Source organism: Alkalicoccus luteus (assembly GCF_052061695.1).
GTDB lineage: Bacteria > Bacillota > Bacilli > Bacillales > Salisediminibacteriaceae > Alkalicoccus > Alkalicoccus luteus.
In genome coordinates, this window is record NZ_JBPZEY010000013.1 from 1 (window position 1) to 16,819 (window position 16,819).

The window sequence follows — 16,819 nt, forward strand, 5'->3', positions numbered from 1 at the left end:
GAAGGCCGCTCGGATTTCTGCTATTTTTTTGTCTTTTTCTCATTTCATTCCAAAAAAAAGCGGTACCGGACATATCCGGCACCGCTTTTTGTTTCAAGAAGAGCTTTTTAGACAGCCCCATTTGCTACCTCACTTATTTACTGTGAATGGTTAGAATCGTTGTTTCGCCTGCAATGACGTTTTCGCCCTCTACTTTATCCATCGAGGCCACTGCGTCACCATTCGTAATGATTACTGGAGTAATTGTGCTCTCAGCTTTCTCATTGACGAGGTCAAGATCGAATTCGATCAGCGTATCTCCCGCCTTTACTTTATCTCCTTCGCCGACATAAGCTTTAAAGCCTTCTCCCTGCATATTGACCGTTTCAATACCGATGTGCAGTAAAATTTCGACTCCATTAACCGTTTTGATGCCTACCGCATGCTTCGTTGGGAACAGCTGCATAATTTCACCCGTTACCGGTGCAACAATTTTACCTGTTGATGGTTTTACAGCGACGCCGTCTCCCATCATTTTTTCTGCGAAAGTTGGATCCGGCACTTCGGATAACGCCACAACTTCTCCATCGGCTGGACTGACGAGAACATCTTTCCCGTCTGCTTCCGGCATCTGCACCTCTTCTTTTTTCTTATCTAGACCAAACAGTTTCTTAAACATGTAGTCAGACTCCTTTCGCGTTTCAATTGTATATACAACTACAAAATACGGTTTACAGTATACGTCGAACACGACGCTGATGCAAGCACGGGCTCATGTTACTTTCGTTCCCCGATTAGGGGTGAGCGAAACCAATTGTCAGTCATAGCGCATTTTGCGCGTCATGCCGCCGTCCACCTTAATTTCTTCACCGTTGATAAAGTTATTTTCGGGTTTCGACAAGTACCAGCATAATGAAGCGATGTCTTCTGGACGGCCGATTCGCCCTGACCAGTGCATCCGGTGGTAATAGTCATCATGTGTTGCCCCTTCGGTGTCGATCCATCCGGGACTGATGGCATTTACCGTAATGCCTTCAGACGCCAGGCTGGCAGCAAGTGCATGCGTAAGAGCCGTGACCCCGCCTTTTGAAGCAGCGTATGCTTCACTGTCCGGCTCTGACATCGTCGCCCTGGTAGAGGATATATTAATAATCGCACCACCGTTCATTCTCGCTGATCCATACTGACTCATCAGCATGACCCCAGTGAGATTTGATGCAATCACTTCATTCCAGACTGAGAGCGGGAGCGTTTCAAACGGATGAAAGGTGGAAATTCCCGCGTTATTAATAATGACATGAAACGTTTCTGGAAGCTCTTCCCTGCTGAACAAGGTTTTTATCTCATTCTCTTCTCCAACGTTGCATACAAAAGGCGTTGCCATGCCTTCGATCTCTTCAGCCCGCTTCATAACGTCGGCTGATTTATCGATCATGAGCACATGATCACCTTTTGCCGCAAAAAATGATGCACAGCTTAACCCGATTCCAGATGCTGCTCCGGTAATAAGTACATTTTTCATATTATCATCCTCCATCCTGGTTAGTATGTACTCTCTGGTAAAACTTGTGCGGCTCCGGTATACTTTCTGCAGATAAAGGGAATAGAATCAACGGAAACCCGTAACTTAGAAAGGACGTGTCGTATGCCTCATCGTTATGATAATTACTTATTTCGTTTTTTTGTAGTCTGGTACGCAATCGGCGTTATTTTGCTCTCTTTCCATTTAGTTCCCCCTTGGCTCGAGTGGGCAAACGTCGTGTTCCTTATCAGCTCCGGCCTGTTAGGTGTCTTCTATTTTATCCGCTCTGCAGGTCCTGCAGGTGCTGCGGCTGTAATCATTATCTTTTTTGGCTCGATAGCGGTGGAAAGCTTCGGTGTACACACCGGACTGTTTTTTGGAGCGTATACATACGAAACGGACTTTGGTCCCAAGCTGATTGGAGTTCCGGTCACAATCGGGTTTGCATGGGTAATGGTGCTCGCGACTACGCACGTGCTTGCTGCTCCCTTGATGAAATGGAACTTCCCTGCCGGAGGGTTTCTTTATGTCGTGTACGGTGCGCTGGCTGCTGTCATTATGGATTTAATTATCGACCCTGTAGCTTATGATGTGAAACAATATTGGGTTTGGAATGAGGGCGGATTGTATTATGATATTCCCTTCTCAAATTTTGCAGGCTGGTTTATTTTATCCGCTGTCTTCCATGCATTATTACTTCTTCTTTTTAGAAGAAACGGCAAGTGGACCAACACGCACTCTTCTTACTGGAGTATCCGGATGAAATGGCTTTATGCGATGATGACCGGTATGTTTATCATTGTCGCGTTAGCAAACGGCTTGCTGCTGGCACCAATACTGACTGCAGTGCTCGTTACTGCTGTTCTGTTGTTCTATTCCTATATGCAGCGGGCAGGTGGACGTGCATGATCGAAGCAGCTCGTTCCCCGATGTTTGTCCGTGTGTTTGATGCCTATAATGCATGGCTTATAAAAAGACATTTCAAGCGGGTGCATGTATCGTTCTCGTCGATTCCGCTCCCAAACAAGCCTTCAATTATTATTGTTAACCATAGTTCATGGTGGGATCCGCTCTTTCTTTTCTACTACAATGAACGAATTTGGCGCCGTAGCAGTCTGGCGATGATGGATGAAGAAGGATTGAACCGCTATCCTTTCTTTGCAAAGCTCGGTGCGTTTTCTATAGGAAAGCGCGCTCGGGCAATTCATGAGTCGCTGCTGTACGCGGAAAAACAGCTGCGAAATGGGCACGATATCTTTTTGTTTCCGCAAGGGGGAGAAGCTCCGCTCGAAGAAGCCTATTCCTTCTTTACCGGCGCTGGTCATCTTAAACAAGCAGTTCCTGAAGCGCCTGTTGTACCCGTATGTTTTTATCACGGCTTCCGGCATCACCAGCTGCCAGAGTGGACCATGATGACTGGAGCTCCTATTCAAGGAGCTCCCTCGTGGAATCGCAGGCGGTGGACCGAAGAGATGGAGCGAGGCATGGAACAAACCAGGAACATGCTGAGAAATGAGTGGAATGACTCCAAGACGTCTTTTCATACCGTCACGCATGGGCGTGCCGGAATTGGTGAATCCTGGGAGCGGTTCAAACGCCGGACAGGGCGTTTATCATGATGATCACTGCAATAACTGTTGTCCTCTCGGCCTTGCTGATTTGGACCGTTATTAACTTAATTGCGCTGCCTCTACCCTCAGTCAAAGAAACGTCTATAGAAGAGCCATTTGTCTCTATTTTAATCCCAGTCAGGAATGAAGAACGCAATATCCCTCCGCTTTTAAAAAGCTTAGAGCTGCTTTCGTATGACAACAAAGAAATTATCGTACTAAACGACAACTCGACCGACAGCACCGGTGACCTGCTCGCATCAGCATCGGAATCTGTTCAAACAATTGCCGGCGAGAAACTGCCTGATGGATGGGTAGGGAAAGTTCACGCCTGCCATCAGCTTGGCAAAAAAGCTTCCGGCGACTACTATATGTTCATTGACGCCGATGTCCGTCTTCATCCTAATGCAGTTGAAACGGCACTCGCAGCGTTCCGAAAAGATACTGGCCTGATCAGCGGCTTCCCAAAGATTCCGCTCAAAAGTTTGCTGGGCCACCTGCTCGTGCCAATGCAGCATTTTCTCGTTTATGTTCATCTGCCCGTACTGCTTGCTAACGCAACTGCTTGGCCTCCGGCTTCTGCTGCACACGGAGCCTTCATGATGTTCCGGGCAGATGCCTATGAGCAGGCAGGGGGACATGCTGCGGTCCGAAACGATATCGTGGAGGATATTTCGCTCATGCGACAGGTGAAACGATCGGGCTGGCAAGCTCTATTAATAAACCCCCTCCGCTTTGTAACATGCTACATGTATGAAACGAACGCTGAGGTGTGGAATGGTTTTTCAAAAAACATTTATAACGGCATAGGCAGAAAGCTTTTTGCTGGAGCAGGAGTGATGCTGCTTTACAGTTCTTTATTCGCAGCACCTGCCGGCATCGCTGTATACGGCGCTTTGACTGGAGAATGGGTCTACCTGCTTCCGCTGCTGATCGGTTTCGCGATCAAGTTTCTCGTCGATTCGGCAGCAGGATATCCACGCTGGCTGTTTTTGCTTATGCCGCTGTCTGCTCTAAGTTTTATTGCACTGCTGCTGTATGCGATCTATCGGGATATGACGAAAAAAGGCGTAATTTGGAAAGGAAGAGTGTATGAGTAAACAGCATGTCGTTATTATTGGCGCAGGACTCGGCGGTCTGTCGTCAGCGATCGTCCTGCAAAGCAAAGGCTACCAAGTTACCTGCCTTGAAAAGAATAGCCACCCTGGTGGGAAGCTGCATGAAATTAAGCTCGATACAGCTTCATTTGACTTTGGTCCAAATACGATCACGATGCCGCACGTGTTTCAGGATGTGTTGAGAGGAGCTGGTCTGGAACCTGATGACTATTTTACCTTTACGAAGCTGCAAAAGCATACGACGAATGCGTTTCCGGACGGCTCCAGCTTCTCTTTCTCTTCCAATACAGAAGAAATGCGGGAAGAACTTTTTCAGCTTGACCCGGATGCAGCGGACAAGTACCCTGCTTACTTAAAAGAGGCGGAACGTCTGTTCAAGCTTGCGGAACGCCATTTCTTCAGCCGGACTTTCTCAAGCTTTCGGGATTACTTTTCTTTCGGACTCGCAAAGGCGCTGGCGGCTTCAAAGCCTGTTCAGACGATGGATGCCTTTCATCAGCGCTTCTTTTCCGATGAAAGGATCCGCTCTGCTTTTAACCGGTACGCTACTTATATCGGCTCCTCCCCTTTCGCATGTCCTGCGACTTTTTCGCTGATCGGCTATTTAGAGCTTGCAGATGGCGTCTACTACACGAACGGAGGAAACTTCCAAATTGCAGAAGGGATGCGGCGTGCAGCGGAAGACTTGGGGGTATCTTTCTACTTTGATGAAGAAGTAGTAAATCTTGAAGTAGTGGAAAAGCAGATTCAAACCGTACACACAACGAAACGCATGCTGCCTGCCAATGCTGTGATCATGAACGGCGATTTGCTGACCCAGTACCCATCACTCGTACTCGAAAAAAACCGCCCTTCTTTTTCAGATAAAAAGGCAGCGTCGTTTGAACCTTCTATTTCGGCGGCGGTGATGCTTTCTGCAGTCGATACTGTCTTCCCTACTACTCATCACCATGTCTTCTTCAGCGGAGACCCTGAGAAAGAGTTCAGGCAAATTTTTCACGAAAAACAGTATGGTGAAGACCCGACAATCTATTTGTGCACATCCTCGAGATCGGATGGAAAGAGAAGTCCCGATGGCGACAACATCTTCCTGCTCGTGAACGCCCCTGCTGTGTCAGGTAAAAAGACGGAATTTCCAGTTGAAAGAATTTATCGAAAACTTCGCAGATACGGAATAGATCTTCGTCATCATACGAAGGAAAACAAAGTGATTTTGCCTGAGCATATTGAGAAGTCATTTTATGCTTTCCGCGGAGCGCTGTATGGTCTTTCTGCCAACTCTCGTAAAAATACATTTTTACGCCCTTATAATCACGCCGCAGATATTCCAAACTTATACTTTGCCGGGGGGAGCACGCATCCTGGAGGTGGTTCTCCGATGGTAACGATCAGCGGAGTCCGAACAGCTGAATTATTAATGAGCCACCGCTAAGGGGCTGGGTCCGCCACGTTTTACATTCTGCTGGAAACAGTTTTCTGCAGGAACAGTATGAAGCCGTACGAACAGGCGGTACTGTTCAGAGCAGAAGCTGTCATTTTAAGCAACCTTCATTTTCAACCAGGTTCGTATCAGGGTTCAAAACTTCTCACGAGCATTGTTGTCCGTTTGCAGCCTTGCCTTTCCCTTGTGCGGCAGGTCCACCTCGGAATAGTACGGGAAACAATCTCATCAAAGTCACAGTAAACAGAAGGACATATATCCAAACTAGTAAACAGGTTCCTTTCCGTCCAAATCAATAAGCTGAAAAACAGGATGCGCCCGACGGCACATCCTGTTTTTCAGCTATTTACTTAAAGCGAGTCCGCTCAAAATATGCTGTTTTGTTTCTGTCGATACGACAGCCCGTTGCTTAAACACATCGTACCGGTTGTTTCTAGCTGTTTGTAAAATCTCCCGATAAAAGTAAGCGGCTGCCTGTACTGGCAGTCTGGCCGCCGGAGAGTATAAGTGAATATCCTGCAGTCCTTCTTGATAAAATGATTCCGCTAAAGTAGCAAGTCTTTCCCAAACTTGTACAAACGACTCGTTCACAATCCCGGCCTCAAGCATTTCTCGCGTATAACCGTATTCCTTCATCAGATCATCCGGCAAATACTTTCTGCCCAGTCGAATATCTTCTCCAACATCTCGAAGGATATTGGTTAATTGCATGGCATATCCAAGCTTGATCGCACTGGGGCGAAGATCGTTCTCTTTCCCTGGAGCCAGAATCGGCAGCAGCATTAAGCCGACAGTTGACGCTACATGGTAGGAATAATCAAGTACCTCTTCAACAGACGTATACGACCGGCTTCGCAGATCCATCCGCTGACCTGCAATCATGTCATAAAAGGGCTTAAGGTCGAAGTCAAACCTGCTGAACGTATCAGAGAGCGCCGTCCAAAGCAGTCTTTCCCGAGGCACCGCCCCTTGTTCAAACTGCATCAGCTCCTGTTCAAACTGATCCAGGTCCTCTTCCTGATTTGTGCCTTCATCTACGAGGTCATCAGCTGTGCGGCAGAACGCGTAAACCGCCCAGACTGCCTGCCGCTTCGCTTTTGGCAGGTGCTGAAACGCTTTTGAGAAGGTTTTGGAGTGTTTTTCGATGACCATTTTGCAGTGCTTATATGCCTGTTCTGTGTGCATAAAGTCCGCTCCTTTCTAACGTCTGCCGGACGAAGGCTGTTTGAATTATCAGCCATATTAGTAATAGAGTATCAGAAAACATCCGCCATAAACAGCTATGTGGCCGGCTGAAGGGAGGAATCACCTATTTCCTCATCTCTTAAAAGCTCATTCAGTACTTTTGCCCCCTGCATCACGATGGGGATTCCGCCTCCCGGGTGAACGGAAGCACCAACTGCATATACATTATCGATCTCAAACGGTTTAACTTGCGGTCTGAATACACCTGATTGAAACAGTGTTGGCGCTATCCCGAAGCTCCCCCCTTGGAATAGTCCATCCATTTTTGCTTCATGAGGGGTTCGGATATGAGACCATTCTGTTTTTTCCAAGAGACCGGCATCTACCCTTTCGATCAGTTTTTCTTTTATGTTCTCCGCGTAGTCTAGATATTCCTGCCTTGTCACATGTGCTGCCGAAGGAACCGGGACGAGAACGTAGGCAACTGCATGTCCTTCAGGTGCGAGTGACGCATCAATTAAGCTCGGCTGAAATACATAGAAAGAAGGATCTTCTTCCAGCTTCTTATTTTTGAATACGGACTGCATATGTTCATCAAGGCTTTTTCCCATGTAAAAGCTGTGCACGTGCTCTGTCTGAAGGGGCTTGTTCAATCCGAAATAAAGAAGCAGACATCCGGAAGACGGTTCATAGTTTCGAACTTGCCGTTTACGCACCAGCTTCTCCACTGCTGGAAACTCACCATTCATAATAACCCTGTCACAAGCAATTTCTTCTCCATTTACCTGAACAGCCTCAGCGTGCAGCTCATCCTCTGACATTCTCAGACCGTTTACACTTGCACCCGTGCGAATGACAATGCCTCTTTCCTCCATTGCTTCCTGAAGCACTTCAGCAAGCCGGGCATATCCCCCATCAACATACCAGATTCCGTGAAAATGCTCGCTGAATGGAACGAGCGAATACATAGCAGGAGTAGCATCCGGAGCTCCTCCTATATAGAGCGTCTGCAGCATGAACGCTTCCTGCACCCGCTTATCTTTGAAGTATGTTTTCACCTGCTTTTTTACGGACTGGTAAGCCTTGAGCCTCAGCAGATGCTGAATGTTTCTGCCTGTCCAAAAGTCTTTTTTCTTTACAAAAGCTCTGCCGAGAAACGAGGCACTGCCGATTTTAAACCGTTCTTCCATATCGGTCATATAAGCGGGAAACGCAGCCGCATCTTTTTTAGAAAACCGCTCCAGCTCCTGCTGCTGCTGTTCAACTCCGCTCATTTTCAATAACGTCGATCCATCCTGAAAATGCATTGGATAAAGCGGATTGATCCTCGTCATAGCTATCCGGTCCTGCAGGTTGAGTTCTTCCAGTATGGTATTAATCATGTCAGGCAGCAGGACGATCGTAGGGCCTTCATCGATTTTATAGTTTCCGCGGTCATGATAGGCGAGCCGCCCTCCTAATCGCGGCTTTTTTTCAAACAAGATCACCTCATGCCCTGCTTGATTTTCATAAAGTGCGCTGATCATCCCGCCTATACCGCCGCCGCAAATGATCGTTCTCATGCTTTCACCTTCTTCCTGTCATGAATGGCTATCAAAGAAGAAGTAATCCGTGCAGATTCAAAAATTGTTGGCAAGCCGCTGCCAGGATGTGTGCCTCCGCCGGTCAGCCATAGTCCTTTGATATCATCGAACTCATTATGCGGCCGGAAATACATCATTTGCCCTAAATTATGCGCTAAATTGAAAGTAGCTCCTTCGTAAATAAGCTTATCCTCTTCCCAGCCTTGTGGAGACAGAACACGCTCCACTTCAATTCTGCTCTCCAAATCAGGGATACCTGCACGATCAGCCACCGTTTGGAGTACCAGGTCACGGAATGCTTTTTCGTGTGTTTCCCAATCGATGCCGCTCATATTGTTTGGAACAGGTGCGAGTATATAGAGCGCTGACTTCCCGTCCGGAGCAACCGTACGGTCAGTAACAGCGGCATTTTGCACATAGATGGAAGGATCATCCGGCAGCACTTGTTCTTTCATAATTTCATCTACGTTGCGTTTATAGTCTTCAGCGAACAGGACGGTATGGTGGTCCAAGTCCACCTCTCCGCTCACTCCTAAATAAATCATAAAAGTAGAACAGGAGTATTTTTTCTTCTTCAGTTTCTCATCGGAATATTTTCTCCGCTGGCCATTATCAATGAGGTGTTTCATGCTGTGCGCAAAATCAGCATTCATGACGATATGATCAAAGCGGTGAATACTCCCATCCTCAAGCTCAAGGGATTCTGCACGCCCATTCTCAATATTGATTTTTTTTACACCTGTTCCCGTTCGGATATCAGCCCCTTCTTCCTCAGCAGCTCTGGCAAGTGCCTTCGTCAACTGATTAACTCCGCCTTTAGGATGGAAAACACCGTACTCATGCTCCATAAAAGAAAGAATCGTAAATGCCCCGGGACAGTCCCACGGTGACATCCCCAAATATTTTGATTGAAATGTAAATGACAGCTTTAATCGTTCATCATCAAAATATCTGGACAACACGTCATAGAGAGAGCTGCCAATCTCCAGCTCCGGTACTGCTCTCAAACTTCGAGGACGAAGGTAGTCCAGAAGAGAGGCGTGCTTCTCTTGCAGGATCGGCGATAGAACAGCCAGCTTTTTTCTCGTATCTTTCATAAACTTGATGTATGCAGGACCGTAGCCCGGGAAATGCTTTTCAATTTCAGCAGACATCTGATCTCGATCGCTGCTTGCCCGAATAGTCAAATCTGAAAACTTCAATGTATACATCGGATCAAGACGGATTAACTCCACGTAATCTTCTAATTTTTTGCCTGCTTCTTGAAAAACTTCTTCCAAGATGTGCGGCATACTAAAAAACGTTGGACCTAAGTCAAAGGTGAAGCCATTTTCTGAAAAGGATGACGTTCTGCCGCCTACGTATTGCTGTTTCTCAAACGTTGTCACATCGTACCCTTTTGACTGAAGCAGCATAGATGCTGCAAGACCTCCGGGACCTGCCCCGATAACTGCCACTTGTGTCATTTTGAACACCTGCTCTCCTGCTTATCTAAATACATATATAGCTTTTCCCCGATAAAGGATGTTATAAACGCCGTCGTATAAGTTTTGTTTATCTTTTTTGCATACGAAATGATACGTTCTTTCCTTATACTAACAGCTCGAAAAAAAAAGCTGCCCTCGGGCAGCCGGTGGTCCGTTATCGCTTTTTCTTCATCGTGATTAAATACCATCCGCCTTCTCGGATTAATGGCTTCATATCGGCAATTCGAAAGCCGGTTTTATCAGCATACTCTTTTAAATCATCCGGTGACGGAAGCGGGTATAGATTTTCATGGGCAGACATAAACGTATTGAATGCGCTCGTAAATGCTGCTCCGTATTTCGCTTTAACCAGCGGACAAATAATCGTAACCGTTCCCTCTCTTGCCAATGCCTGGTGAAATGTTCGAAATAAGTCGACTCGTCTTGACGGTTTGAAATAATAAAGCAGATTATGGGCCATAATCATATCAGTGCGACCATCAAAATTTTCCAGAAACTCTTCAATCTCGCCTTCCCTTATATCTATCTCATCGGGAAGCGAGGCATTTGCCTTTTTTACCACATCAGGGCTCAGCTCCACTCCGATTAATTCCGTTTTCGGGTACTTCGTGTGAATCGCTTTTAAGTAGCCTCCAAATCCGCAGCCAAGATCGATCGCACTTGAAGGCTTTTCCTTCTTTACCCAGCGTAAAATTGGTCCAACAGCCGCTTTTTCGAGCAGGGTGGACGTTTCCGCTACAATTTCAGCGAACTTATCGGATAAATATGTAAGCCGTTCATCCGATTCCATTATTTCGGGATACTCAAGCAGCGTAGGAATATGCAGCTCCATCATTTCGCTCAATAAGATGCCGACAGATTCACTGCTTTTCTTTGAAGCGTATTTAACCATTTTTCGTTTCGAGCTGATCTTTCCGCTTCTTGATTCTTTTAAATGGTTTACTTCTACCCCTACATCAACCCAGCGCTGAAGCAATTCTTTGGAGAGCTTTTCTGAAGCAGCTACCTCTCCTACAGATTTCGATTTCTTAAAATGATCAAATAAATCCAGCTTGTATCCTACATGCGCATGCCACGTTTGTAAAAAATTCTCATTTGTTTTCATCCAGTTACGTGCTTGAAGCATTCGCTGCAATTCACTCATGCCATCACCTGCTCTATCGTTTAAGTTGTCAATCTTTGTAACTGAATTCCCTGTTGTCAGTTTCCTTAAACCACTGGATGAACCGCCTGACGCTCCTTAGGAAGCGGCAGAATCGTGATTACATCTTGCTCAATAAATATCCTTGCACTTGCCTGAATCGGCAGACATTCGCTTTCCCTGCGAGAATGGTCGCGGATTCCTTACAATGTCCGGAGGATCTTCCCTTCGATGTCGGCAGCTGACAGAAGCATCGCCTGATTTTTTTAGCGCGTGTCTGCAAATGCCATCTGAACCTTCTTCATGCAGCGTCTCTTATTCACTAGATAACGCTGGTGCTTCGAAGAAGCCTGGTTCCGAGTGAAGCCGCGCCATCCTTCCATTCATACAGGAGTCATCCTGAGAATTAGCTGAAGGCCAGCCCCGTAAGAAAAGTTAGGCGCAGCAGGAATGCATATAAAATGAATGATCTGTTTGTTAGGCTAACGTTGTCAACAGCATGTTCTCCCTTAGGAATGCGGGTTTCCTTATCATAAACAAAAAGCCCGGTTCATTATAAACCGGGCTTAGAAAACGTTTTTATTCGTTTAGTGAAAATACGTCGGATATTTTTTCTTCAATCGGACCAAAGCTTCTTCTACTTGCTCACTGTTCGCTACCTTCTCTTCTCCAATCAGCCTTAGTGTATGATCGGCGTCGATGTTTCCAGCAAACAGCTTAATGCTTGATTCTGAACTGCACTCTTCTGAAGAATACGATGCTACGTCACTGGCACAGTCAACACTCTCATAACGTTCATAAGCTGCATATACGCTCTCTACTGTTCCTGCGTCGCTTAGACGCTTCGTCTCAACTAATTCTTTCACGAGCACGATTGGTCATCTCCTTGAGTTGTATTAATCTACGCTTTAATCATACATACTCATTTAGAAAATTGCGAGATGAAATGTGACTTTTTTGTGAACAAAGCTAAAAACACGTCATGTAATCGTTCACAATTGGTAATTTCAGGATGACAGCACGCTTTCTCGCTGTTGCATCATGATTATTTTTGTTTAAACGCATTACCCCCGGCTTTTTCTACAATTGAAGGCGCAAGCTGATATAAACGGGCAGCAGCGCCCATCCACCAAGGCATCATTCTGGACCTTTTTTTCCGGACGATGAGTTGTACTGCAGCGCGTCCAACTGTTTCCGGTGCCAGCATCATTTTCTCTATGTTCTGTTTGTAGCGTCCGCTTCGATCAGCCGTTTCAAAAAAAGCAGTATCCACCGGCCCCGGCATCAATATTCCTACGTGAATGCCATACGGCTTCATCTCCATCCGAAGAGCATCCGCATAGCCTGCCACCGCATGTTTTGTAGCACTGTAGATGCTCGTTTTTGGAGTAGGCAGCCTAGAAGAGATGGACCCGGTAAAAATGATGCTGCCTTCCCCGCGTGCTTTCATGAAGGGCATTACATACTTGGCCGCCGCAGCGCCGCTCAGTACATTAAGACGAAACATGTCTTCTGCCTGCTCTAATTGCACATCTTCTGCATAATCGAATGCCCCGAACCCGGCATTGTGAATATAAGAAAAGATTGGTCCAATATTGGCTTCAATTCGCTCAATCATGTTTTTTAAGGCTGAAAAGTCCGATACATCACACACTTCTACAACCGGCCGGATCCTGGTAAGCTGCTCTACTTTGTTTTGAGTTGCCTCAAGCCTTTCTCTAGTTCTTGCTACGATGACGGGAAGTGCTCCTCTTGCAGCTGCTGCGCAGGCAATTTCTTCCCCGATGCCGGTGGATGCCCCGGTTATCACGATAATTCTTTGCTTCAATGATTGCTTCAAACTGATTCCTCCTATTCTTGACGTTTAACTTCATGTTGACATTGCGTCTTACGAAGAGCATAATAAACGTAATTTTCAGTATACAGGAGTGTCAGAGATGAAACTATTTATTGCAGGTGCAGGATCAATGACAGAGGCAATGGTTAAAGGATGGATAAAAGAAGGCAGTATTCCGCCTGACCATATTACCATTACGAACAAATCGAATGACCAGGCACTTGCCAACCTCCGCAGCCTTTACGGAGTTCAGACCACACGTCATGCGCAAGCTGCAGCTGACGCAGATATCATATTTCTCTCCTGCAAGCCAAAGGATTGGGAAGATGCTCTTGCTCCGCTTAACGGCATATTACGCAGCGACCAGCTTCTGGTGTCGGTCATGGCAGGTGTTACGACTTCATCTTTAGAAGAGGCTTCCAAGGGACCCGTTGTGTTTCGTGCGATGCCTAATACGTCCGCTGCCGTACGTGCGTCCATGACCTCCTTTGCCGGGGGAAGCGCCGCTGAAGACGTGCACATCCGTACAGTAGAGCACGTGTTCAGTTTGATCGGCGAAACAGCTCATGTAGAGGAACATCTCCTCGATGCTGTTACGGCGCTTACTGGAACAGGTCCAGCTTACATTTATTATCTAATGGAATCGATGGAAAAAGCGGCTCAGGCGATCGGGATTCCTGAAGAGCTCGGTCGAGACCTCGTAGCTCAGACCCTTCGCGGTGCTGCAAGAAGAGTTCAGGAGGAAGATACCACACCAGCTGAACTGTATAAGCAAATCATGAGTCCTGGCGGGACGACAGAAGCAGGGTTTAACGTGCTTAAAGAACAGCATGTTCAGGAAGCATTAATTGCCTGCATCGAAGCCGCAAATAACCGTTCCAAAGAATTAGGTGCTCCTGCCGCCAGCAGACAGCAAAGCTGATCCGACGTTTCCTTAGAGAGAAGGTAATCATGCTCCCGCTCACGAGCTGGAGCATTTTTGATGTGCCTATAAATAGTATACACGCATCATTTCTGCTTGATTGTATATGCTGATTTTCCTTTCCGCGTGTTTTAAATCATAGTAAACTAGTAAGCAGCGTGTCGCCCACAGCCTATACATAAAGGATTTGATCTATTCATGGGGTTTCTTCCAGAACATATTCGAACGAAGCTGGAATACATTGTTGAGAACAACTGGTTCACCAACGCTGTCATTTTGATTATCCTATTTAATGCAGTTGTTGTCGGGATTGAAACATATCCTGGAGTTTATGAGGCAAATCAGTCCACCTTTTTCTTCATTGACAGAGTATTACTATGGATTTTTACAGTAGAGATTGCAATGCGCATGGCTGCCTCAACGTCGTTTAAAGGATTTTTCTCAAACAGCTGGAACTGGTTTGATTTTCTCATTGTCGCTGCGAGCCATATTCTGGTCGGAGCCTATTTTGTAACTGTTCTGCGCATCCTGCGCGTCCTCCGTGTTTTTCGCGCCATCTCAGTGATTCCGTCATTGCGACGGCTAGTCGATGCGCTGTTGATGACGATCCCCTCTCTCGGAAACATTATGCTTTTAATGAGCATCGTTTTCTATATTTTTGCAGTGATCGGCACTATGCTGTTCCAACAAACAGCTCCTGCCTATTTCGGAAATCTGCAGCTGTCGCTGTTAACCCTTTTTCAGGTCGTCACCTTGGAATCATGGGCCTCAGCAGTCATGAGACCCATTATGGATGAACTGTGGTGGTCGTGGATTTACTTTGTTTCATTTGTTCTTGTAGGAACCTTCGTTGTCTTTAATCTCTTTATTGGTGTCATCGTTAATAATGTTGAAAAAGCAGAACATACGGGAGCAGAGAAAGAAGAGGACCCGGTTCAAAAAGAGCTTTCTGAAGTAAAGCAGGAGCTTGCTGCCATTAAAAAGCTGCTTCAGCAAAAGTCTGAAAACGAATGACGTCAGATTATCTGACAATTTTGCCCGCCCCCGTTTTCTATCGTGGTATAGTATAACAAACAAAGCTGATGGACGAGGAAGGACGGGGATTTCTTTGGCAGATGCGTCATCCTATAAGGATAAAAAAGTAATTGGAATTGGGATTGCCAGCGAACTAACCGGATTATCCGAGCGTCAGATCCGTTACTATGAGGAACGGAAGCTGATTTTTCCTGACAGAAGTAAAGGCGGAACGCGCAAATATTCGTTTGCAGATGTGGAACGTCTCGTAGATATTGCGAACAAGATGGAAGACGGCATGCAGACGTTTGAGATCCGCAAAGAAGAAATGAAACAATCTGATATTCGCAGTAAAATGCTGCGAGGTCAGCTGAATGCTGCGTTTAAAATGCGTAAATAACAAACAGAGGCGTGACAAGACCTAAGTCTGTTGTCACGCCTCTGTTTGTTTATTGACTTTTCCTTCTAAAAGCTCTACTATTATGCATGGAGATAGGTGGACAGGAAGCTGATTTCCAAATCACTGTCCCCGTTTAAGTACCTATTAATTTATAGAAAGTGTGCATATCCATGCCAAATATTCAAGAAACAGACGTGCTCAGCGGACGTATTGATACGTTTATCGTCCCTGCAGAGCAGGTGGCAAATGTCCAGCCTGATCATTCGTTGGAGCATGCCTTGCTTGTACTAGTAAAGTCTGGTTATACAGCGATTCCCGTTCTTAATATCGATACACAGTTAGTTGGTATTATTAGTAAGGCTAAAATACTCGACTCTATTCTCGGCATCGAACGGATGGAGCCGGAACGACTGAACAACTATTTAGTGAAGGATGTCATGAACGAAGATTTTGTTACTGTGCATGAAGACGCGCGGTTTGAACGAGTGATTAATCAATCGATTGAATATCCCTTTGTTTGTGTGCAAAACAGCAGCGCCGTGTTTAAGGGTATTATCCCGAGGAGTAAAATACTTGCTCATCTGAACGGTTACCTCCACGAGCTGCGTCGAACATGCTTTAAACAGGATGAAGATTAGTAAAACAGGCCTTTAATACAAAAAGCAGCCCTCCCATTTTTATGAGGGCTGCTTTTCAGCGTGTTGATAACGTCTTTATGCATGCCTGTTCCTGCAAAATGCCTGTATATGCGGCGAATCACCCTCCAAAAAGGAGCGGGCCCGACTCTACCTCCTGCTCCGCGAATCGTCGCAGCGTTTTTCAGATGCACACTAAGCAGTCTGAAGTTTCTATATCGCACGAGCGGAGACGGACTGGATAATGAAAACTTCTCAAGAACAGGCTGTTTTTGAGCGAAGCCTTCCCCTTCTTCCATCCAGACAATAAGGCTGAAGAAGCGAAATAGGCGTGTGTGGAAATGCAGAAAAAGAAACAAGCATGACTTTTTAATCGGGTCCAACGAAAACCTGGCAGAGGAGCGCGTTTGTAAAAAAATATTCAAAAATACGGGACGTTCTTATTCCACCGGCCCCAACAGACTGTTCAGCTTTCGTTTGCGGTCGCTGAACATTCCAAAGAGCATCAGCTTGACGGCTGCTGAAGGCACTGAAGCGTCAAACTGTACCATGTCAATCATCTTTGTGCGGCCGTCCGGCTCCGTTTTAAATGCATGAACGTGGCGCCACACCTTGAAAGGAAATGGTACCTCTATCCCTTCATCAATAAAATAGTTCGGTTCAGATACTTCACTGATTCTGCTCTTCCAGGAGAGCTTGGCAGCGTAAAAATTCATTTGCAGCTCAATCTCAGCTCCCTCTTCACTTCGCTCGGATCCCTTTACCGTTATTTCAGGAAAGGTGGTGATAGCCGCCAAATTTTCAGTCGCCTGAAAAAAATCCCATACCTCCTGAAGTGGCTTGTCTATAATCGTTCCGTAGTAGAATGTTCCGCTGGACATATACACCGCTCCCTTATCAACAAACTAAGCCGGCTAGGGCTTTTTTTCTTTACCCGTTTATGAT

The 16,819-nt window shown here is 46.2% G+C and carries 17 protein-coding genes; 8 read left to right on the forward strand and 9 right to left on the reverse strand.

Annotated features, from left to right (window positions below; genetic code table 11):
• Positions 1-133: 133 nt before the first annotated feature.
• Both ACSZLD_RS14925 and ACSZLD_RS14930 read right to left on the reverse strand, forming a co-directional pair.
• On the reverse strand, positions 134-658 hold the full coding sequence (locus ACSZLD_RS14925) for a PTS sugar transporter subunit IIA (protein ID WP_377910618.1): 525 nt from the start codon (positions 656-658) through the stop codon (positions 134-136).
• Between the two features lie 138 nt (positions 659-796).
• Positions 797-1,501: an SDR family NAD(P)-dependent oxidoreductase gene (locus ACSZLD_RS14930; protein WP_444685653.1), complete on the reverse strand. Its 705-nt coding sequence runs from the start codon at positions 1,499-1,501 to the stop codon at positions 797-799.
• Positions 1,502-1,624: 123 nt separating this feature from the next.
• Here ACSZLD_RS14930 and ACSZLD_RS14935 point away from each other — a divergent pair, with 123 nt between their 5' ends.
• The 4 genes from ACSZLD_RS14935 to ACSZLD_RS14950 are packed head-to-tail and all read left to right on the forward strand — an operon-like array spanning position 1,625 to position 5,661.
• On the forward strand, positions 1,625-2,410 hold the full coding sequence (locus ACSZLD_RS14935) for a carotenoid biosynthesis protein (protein ID WP_377910621.1): 786 nt from the start codon (positions 1,625-1,627) through the stop codon (positions 2,408-2,410).
• Positions 2,407-3,120, forward strand: a complete 714-nt coding sequence (locus tag ACSZLD_RS14940) for a lysophospholipid acyltransferase family protein (protein ID WP_377910622.1) — start codon at positions 2,407-2,409, stop codon at positions 3,118-3,120. The genes ACSZLD_RS14935 and ACSZLD_RS14940 overlap by 4 nt, the downstream gene beginning before the upstream one ends.
• Positions 3,117-4,211 (forward strand): glycosyltransferase family 2 protein, encoded by a 1,095-nt coding sequence (locus ACSZLD_RS14945; RefSeq protein ID WP_444685654.1) that lies wholly within the window; start codon positions 3,117-3,119, stop codon positions 4,209-4,211. Before ACSZLD_RS14940 ends, ACSZLD_RS14945 begins: the two co-directional genes overlap by 4 nt.
• Positions 4,204-5,661, forward strand: a complete 1,458-nt coding sequence (locus ACSZLD_RS14950) for a phytoene desaturase family protein (protein ID WP_444685655.1) — start codon at positions 4,204-4,206, stop codon at positions 5,659-5,661. The genes ACSZLD_RS14945 and ACSZLD_RS14950 overlap by 8 nt, the downstream gene beginning before the upstream one ends.
• 351 nt (positions 5,662-6,012) lie before the next feature.
• On the opposite strand, the gene ACSZLD_RS14955 is transcribed toward ACSZLD_RS14950, so the two are convergent.
• The 6 genes from ACSZLD_RS14955 to ACSZLD_RS14980 all read right to left on the reverse strand — a co-directional run bounded on the left by ACSZLD_RS14955 (position 6,013) and on the right by ACSZLD_RS14980 (position 12,906).
• Entirely contained in the window at positions 6,013-6,855 is an 843-nt protein-coding gene (locus tag ACSZLD_RS14955; protein ID WP_377910625.1) for a phytoene/squalene synthase family protein, read from the reverse strand.
• 95 nt (positions 6,856-6,950) lie between these two features.
• Entirely contained in the window at positions 6,951-8,417 is a 1,467-nt protein-coding gene (locus ACSZLD_RS14960) for a phytoene desaturase family protein (RefSeq protein WP_444685656.1), read from the reverse strand.
• Entirely contained in the window at positions 8,414-9,904 is a 1,491-nt protein-coding gene (locus ACSZLD_RS14965) for a phytoene desaturase family protein (RefSeq protein WP_444685657.1), read from the reverse strand. Before ACSZLD_RS14965 ends, ACSZLD_RS14960 begins: the two co-directional genes overlap by 4 nt.
• 175 nt (positions 9,905-10,079) lie before the next feature.
• Positions 10,080-11,069, reverse strand: a complete 990-nt coding sequence (locus tag ACSZLD_RS14970; protein ID WP_444685658.1) for a class I SAM-dependent methyltransferase — start codon at positions 11,067-11,069, stop codon at positions 10,080-10,082.
• A 584-nt stretch (positions 11,070-11,653) separates the two neighbouring features.
• Complete coding sequence (locus ACSZLD_RS14975) at positions 11,654-11,938, reverse strand: hypothetical protein (protein WP_377910629.1); 285 nt, start codon at positions 11,936-11,938, stop codon at positions 11,654-11,656.
• 173 nt (positions 11,939-12,111) lie between these two features.
• Entirely contained in the window at positions 12,112-12,906 is a 795-nt protein-coding gene (locus tag ACSZLD_RS14980; RefSeq protein ID WP_444685659.1) for an SDR family NAD(P)-dependent oxidoreductase, read from the reverse strand.
• Positions 12,907-13,003: 97 nt separating this feature from the next.
• Between ACSZLD_RS14980 and proC the strand changes: the two genes are divergently transcribed.
• The 4 genes from proC (at position 13,004) to cbpB (ending at position 15,877) form a co-directional block, all read left to right on the forward strand.
• Entirely contained in the window at positions 13,004-13,825 is an 822-nt protein-coding gene (gene proC / locus ACSZLD_RS14985) for a pyrroline-5-carboxylate reductase (RefSeq protein WP_444685660.1), read from the forward strand.
• 198 nt (positions 13,826-14,023) lie between these two features.
• A complete protein-coding gene (locus ACSZLD_RS14990; RefSeq protein WP_377910632.1) occupies positions 14,024-14,839 on the forward strand; it encodes an ion transporter in 816 nt (271 codons plus the stop codon).
• Between the two features lie 94 nt (positions 14,840-14,933).
• The gene (locus ACSZLD_RS14995) at positions 14,934-15,239 is read left to right on the forward strand and encodes a MerR family transcriptional regulator (protein WP_377910633.1); all 306 of its coding nucleotides are present in this window, start codon (positions 14,934-14,936) and stop codon (positions 15,237-15,239) included.
• A 170-nt stretch (positions 15,240-15,409) separates the two neighbouring features.
• Complete coding sequence (gene cbpB / locus ACSZLD_RS15000; RefSeq protein ID WP_444685661.1) at positions 15,410-15,877, forward strand: cyclic-di-AMP-binding protein CbpB; 468 nt, start codon at positions 15,410-15,412, stop codon at positions 15,875-15,877.
• Positions 15,878-16,314: 437 nt separating this feature from the next.
• Here the strand turns inward: cbpB and ACSZLD_RS15005 are convergent, their stop codons facing one another.
• Entirely contained in the window at positions 16,315-16,755 is a 441-nt protein-coding gene (locus tag ACSZLD_RS15005; protein ID WP_444685662.1) for an SRPBCC family protein, read from the reverse strand.
• Between the last annotated feature and the right edge of the window lie 64 nt (positions 16,756-16,819).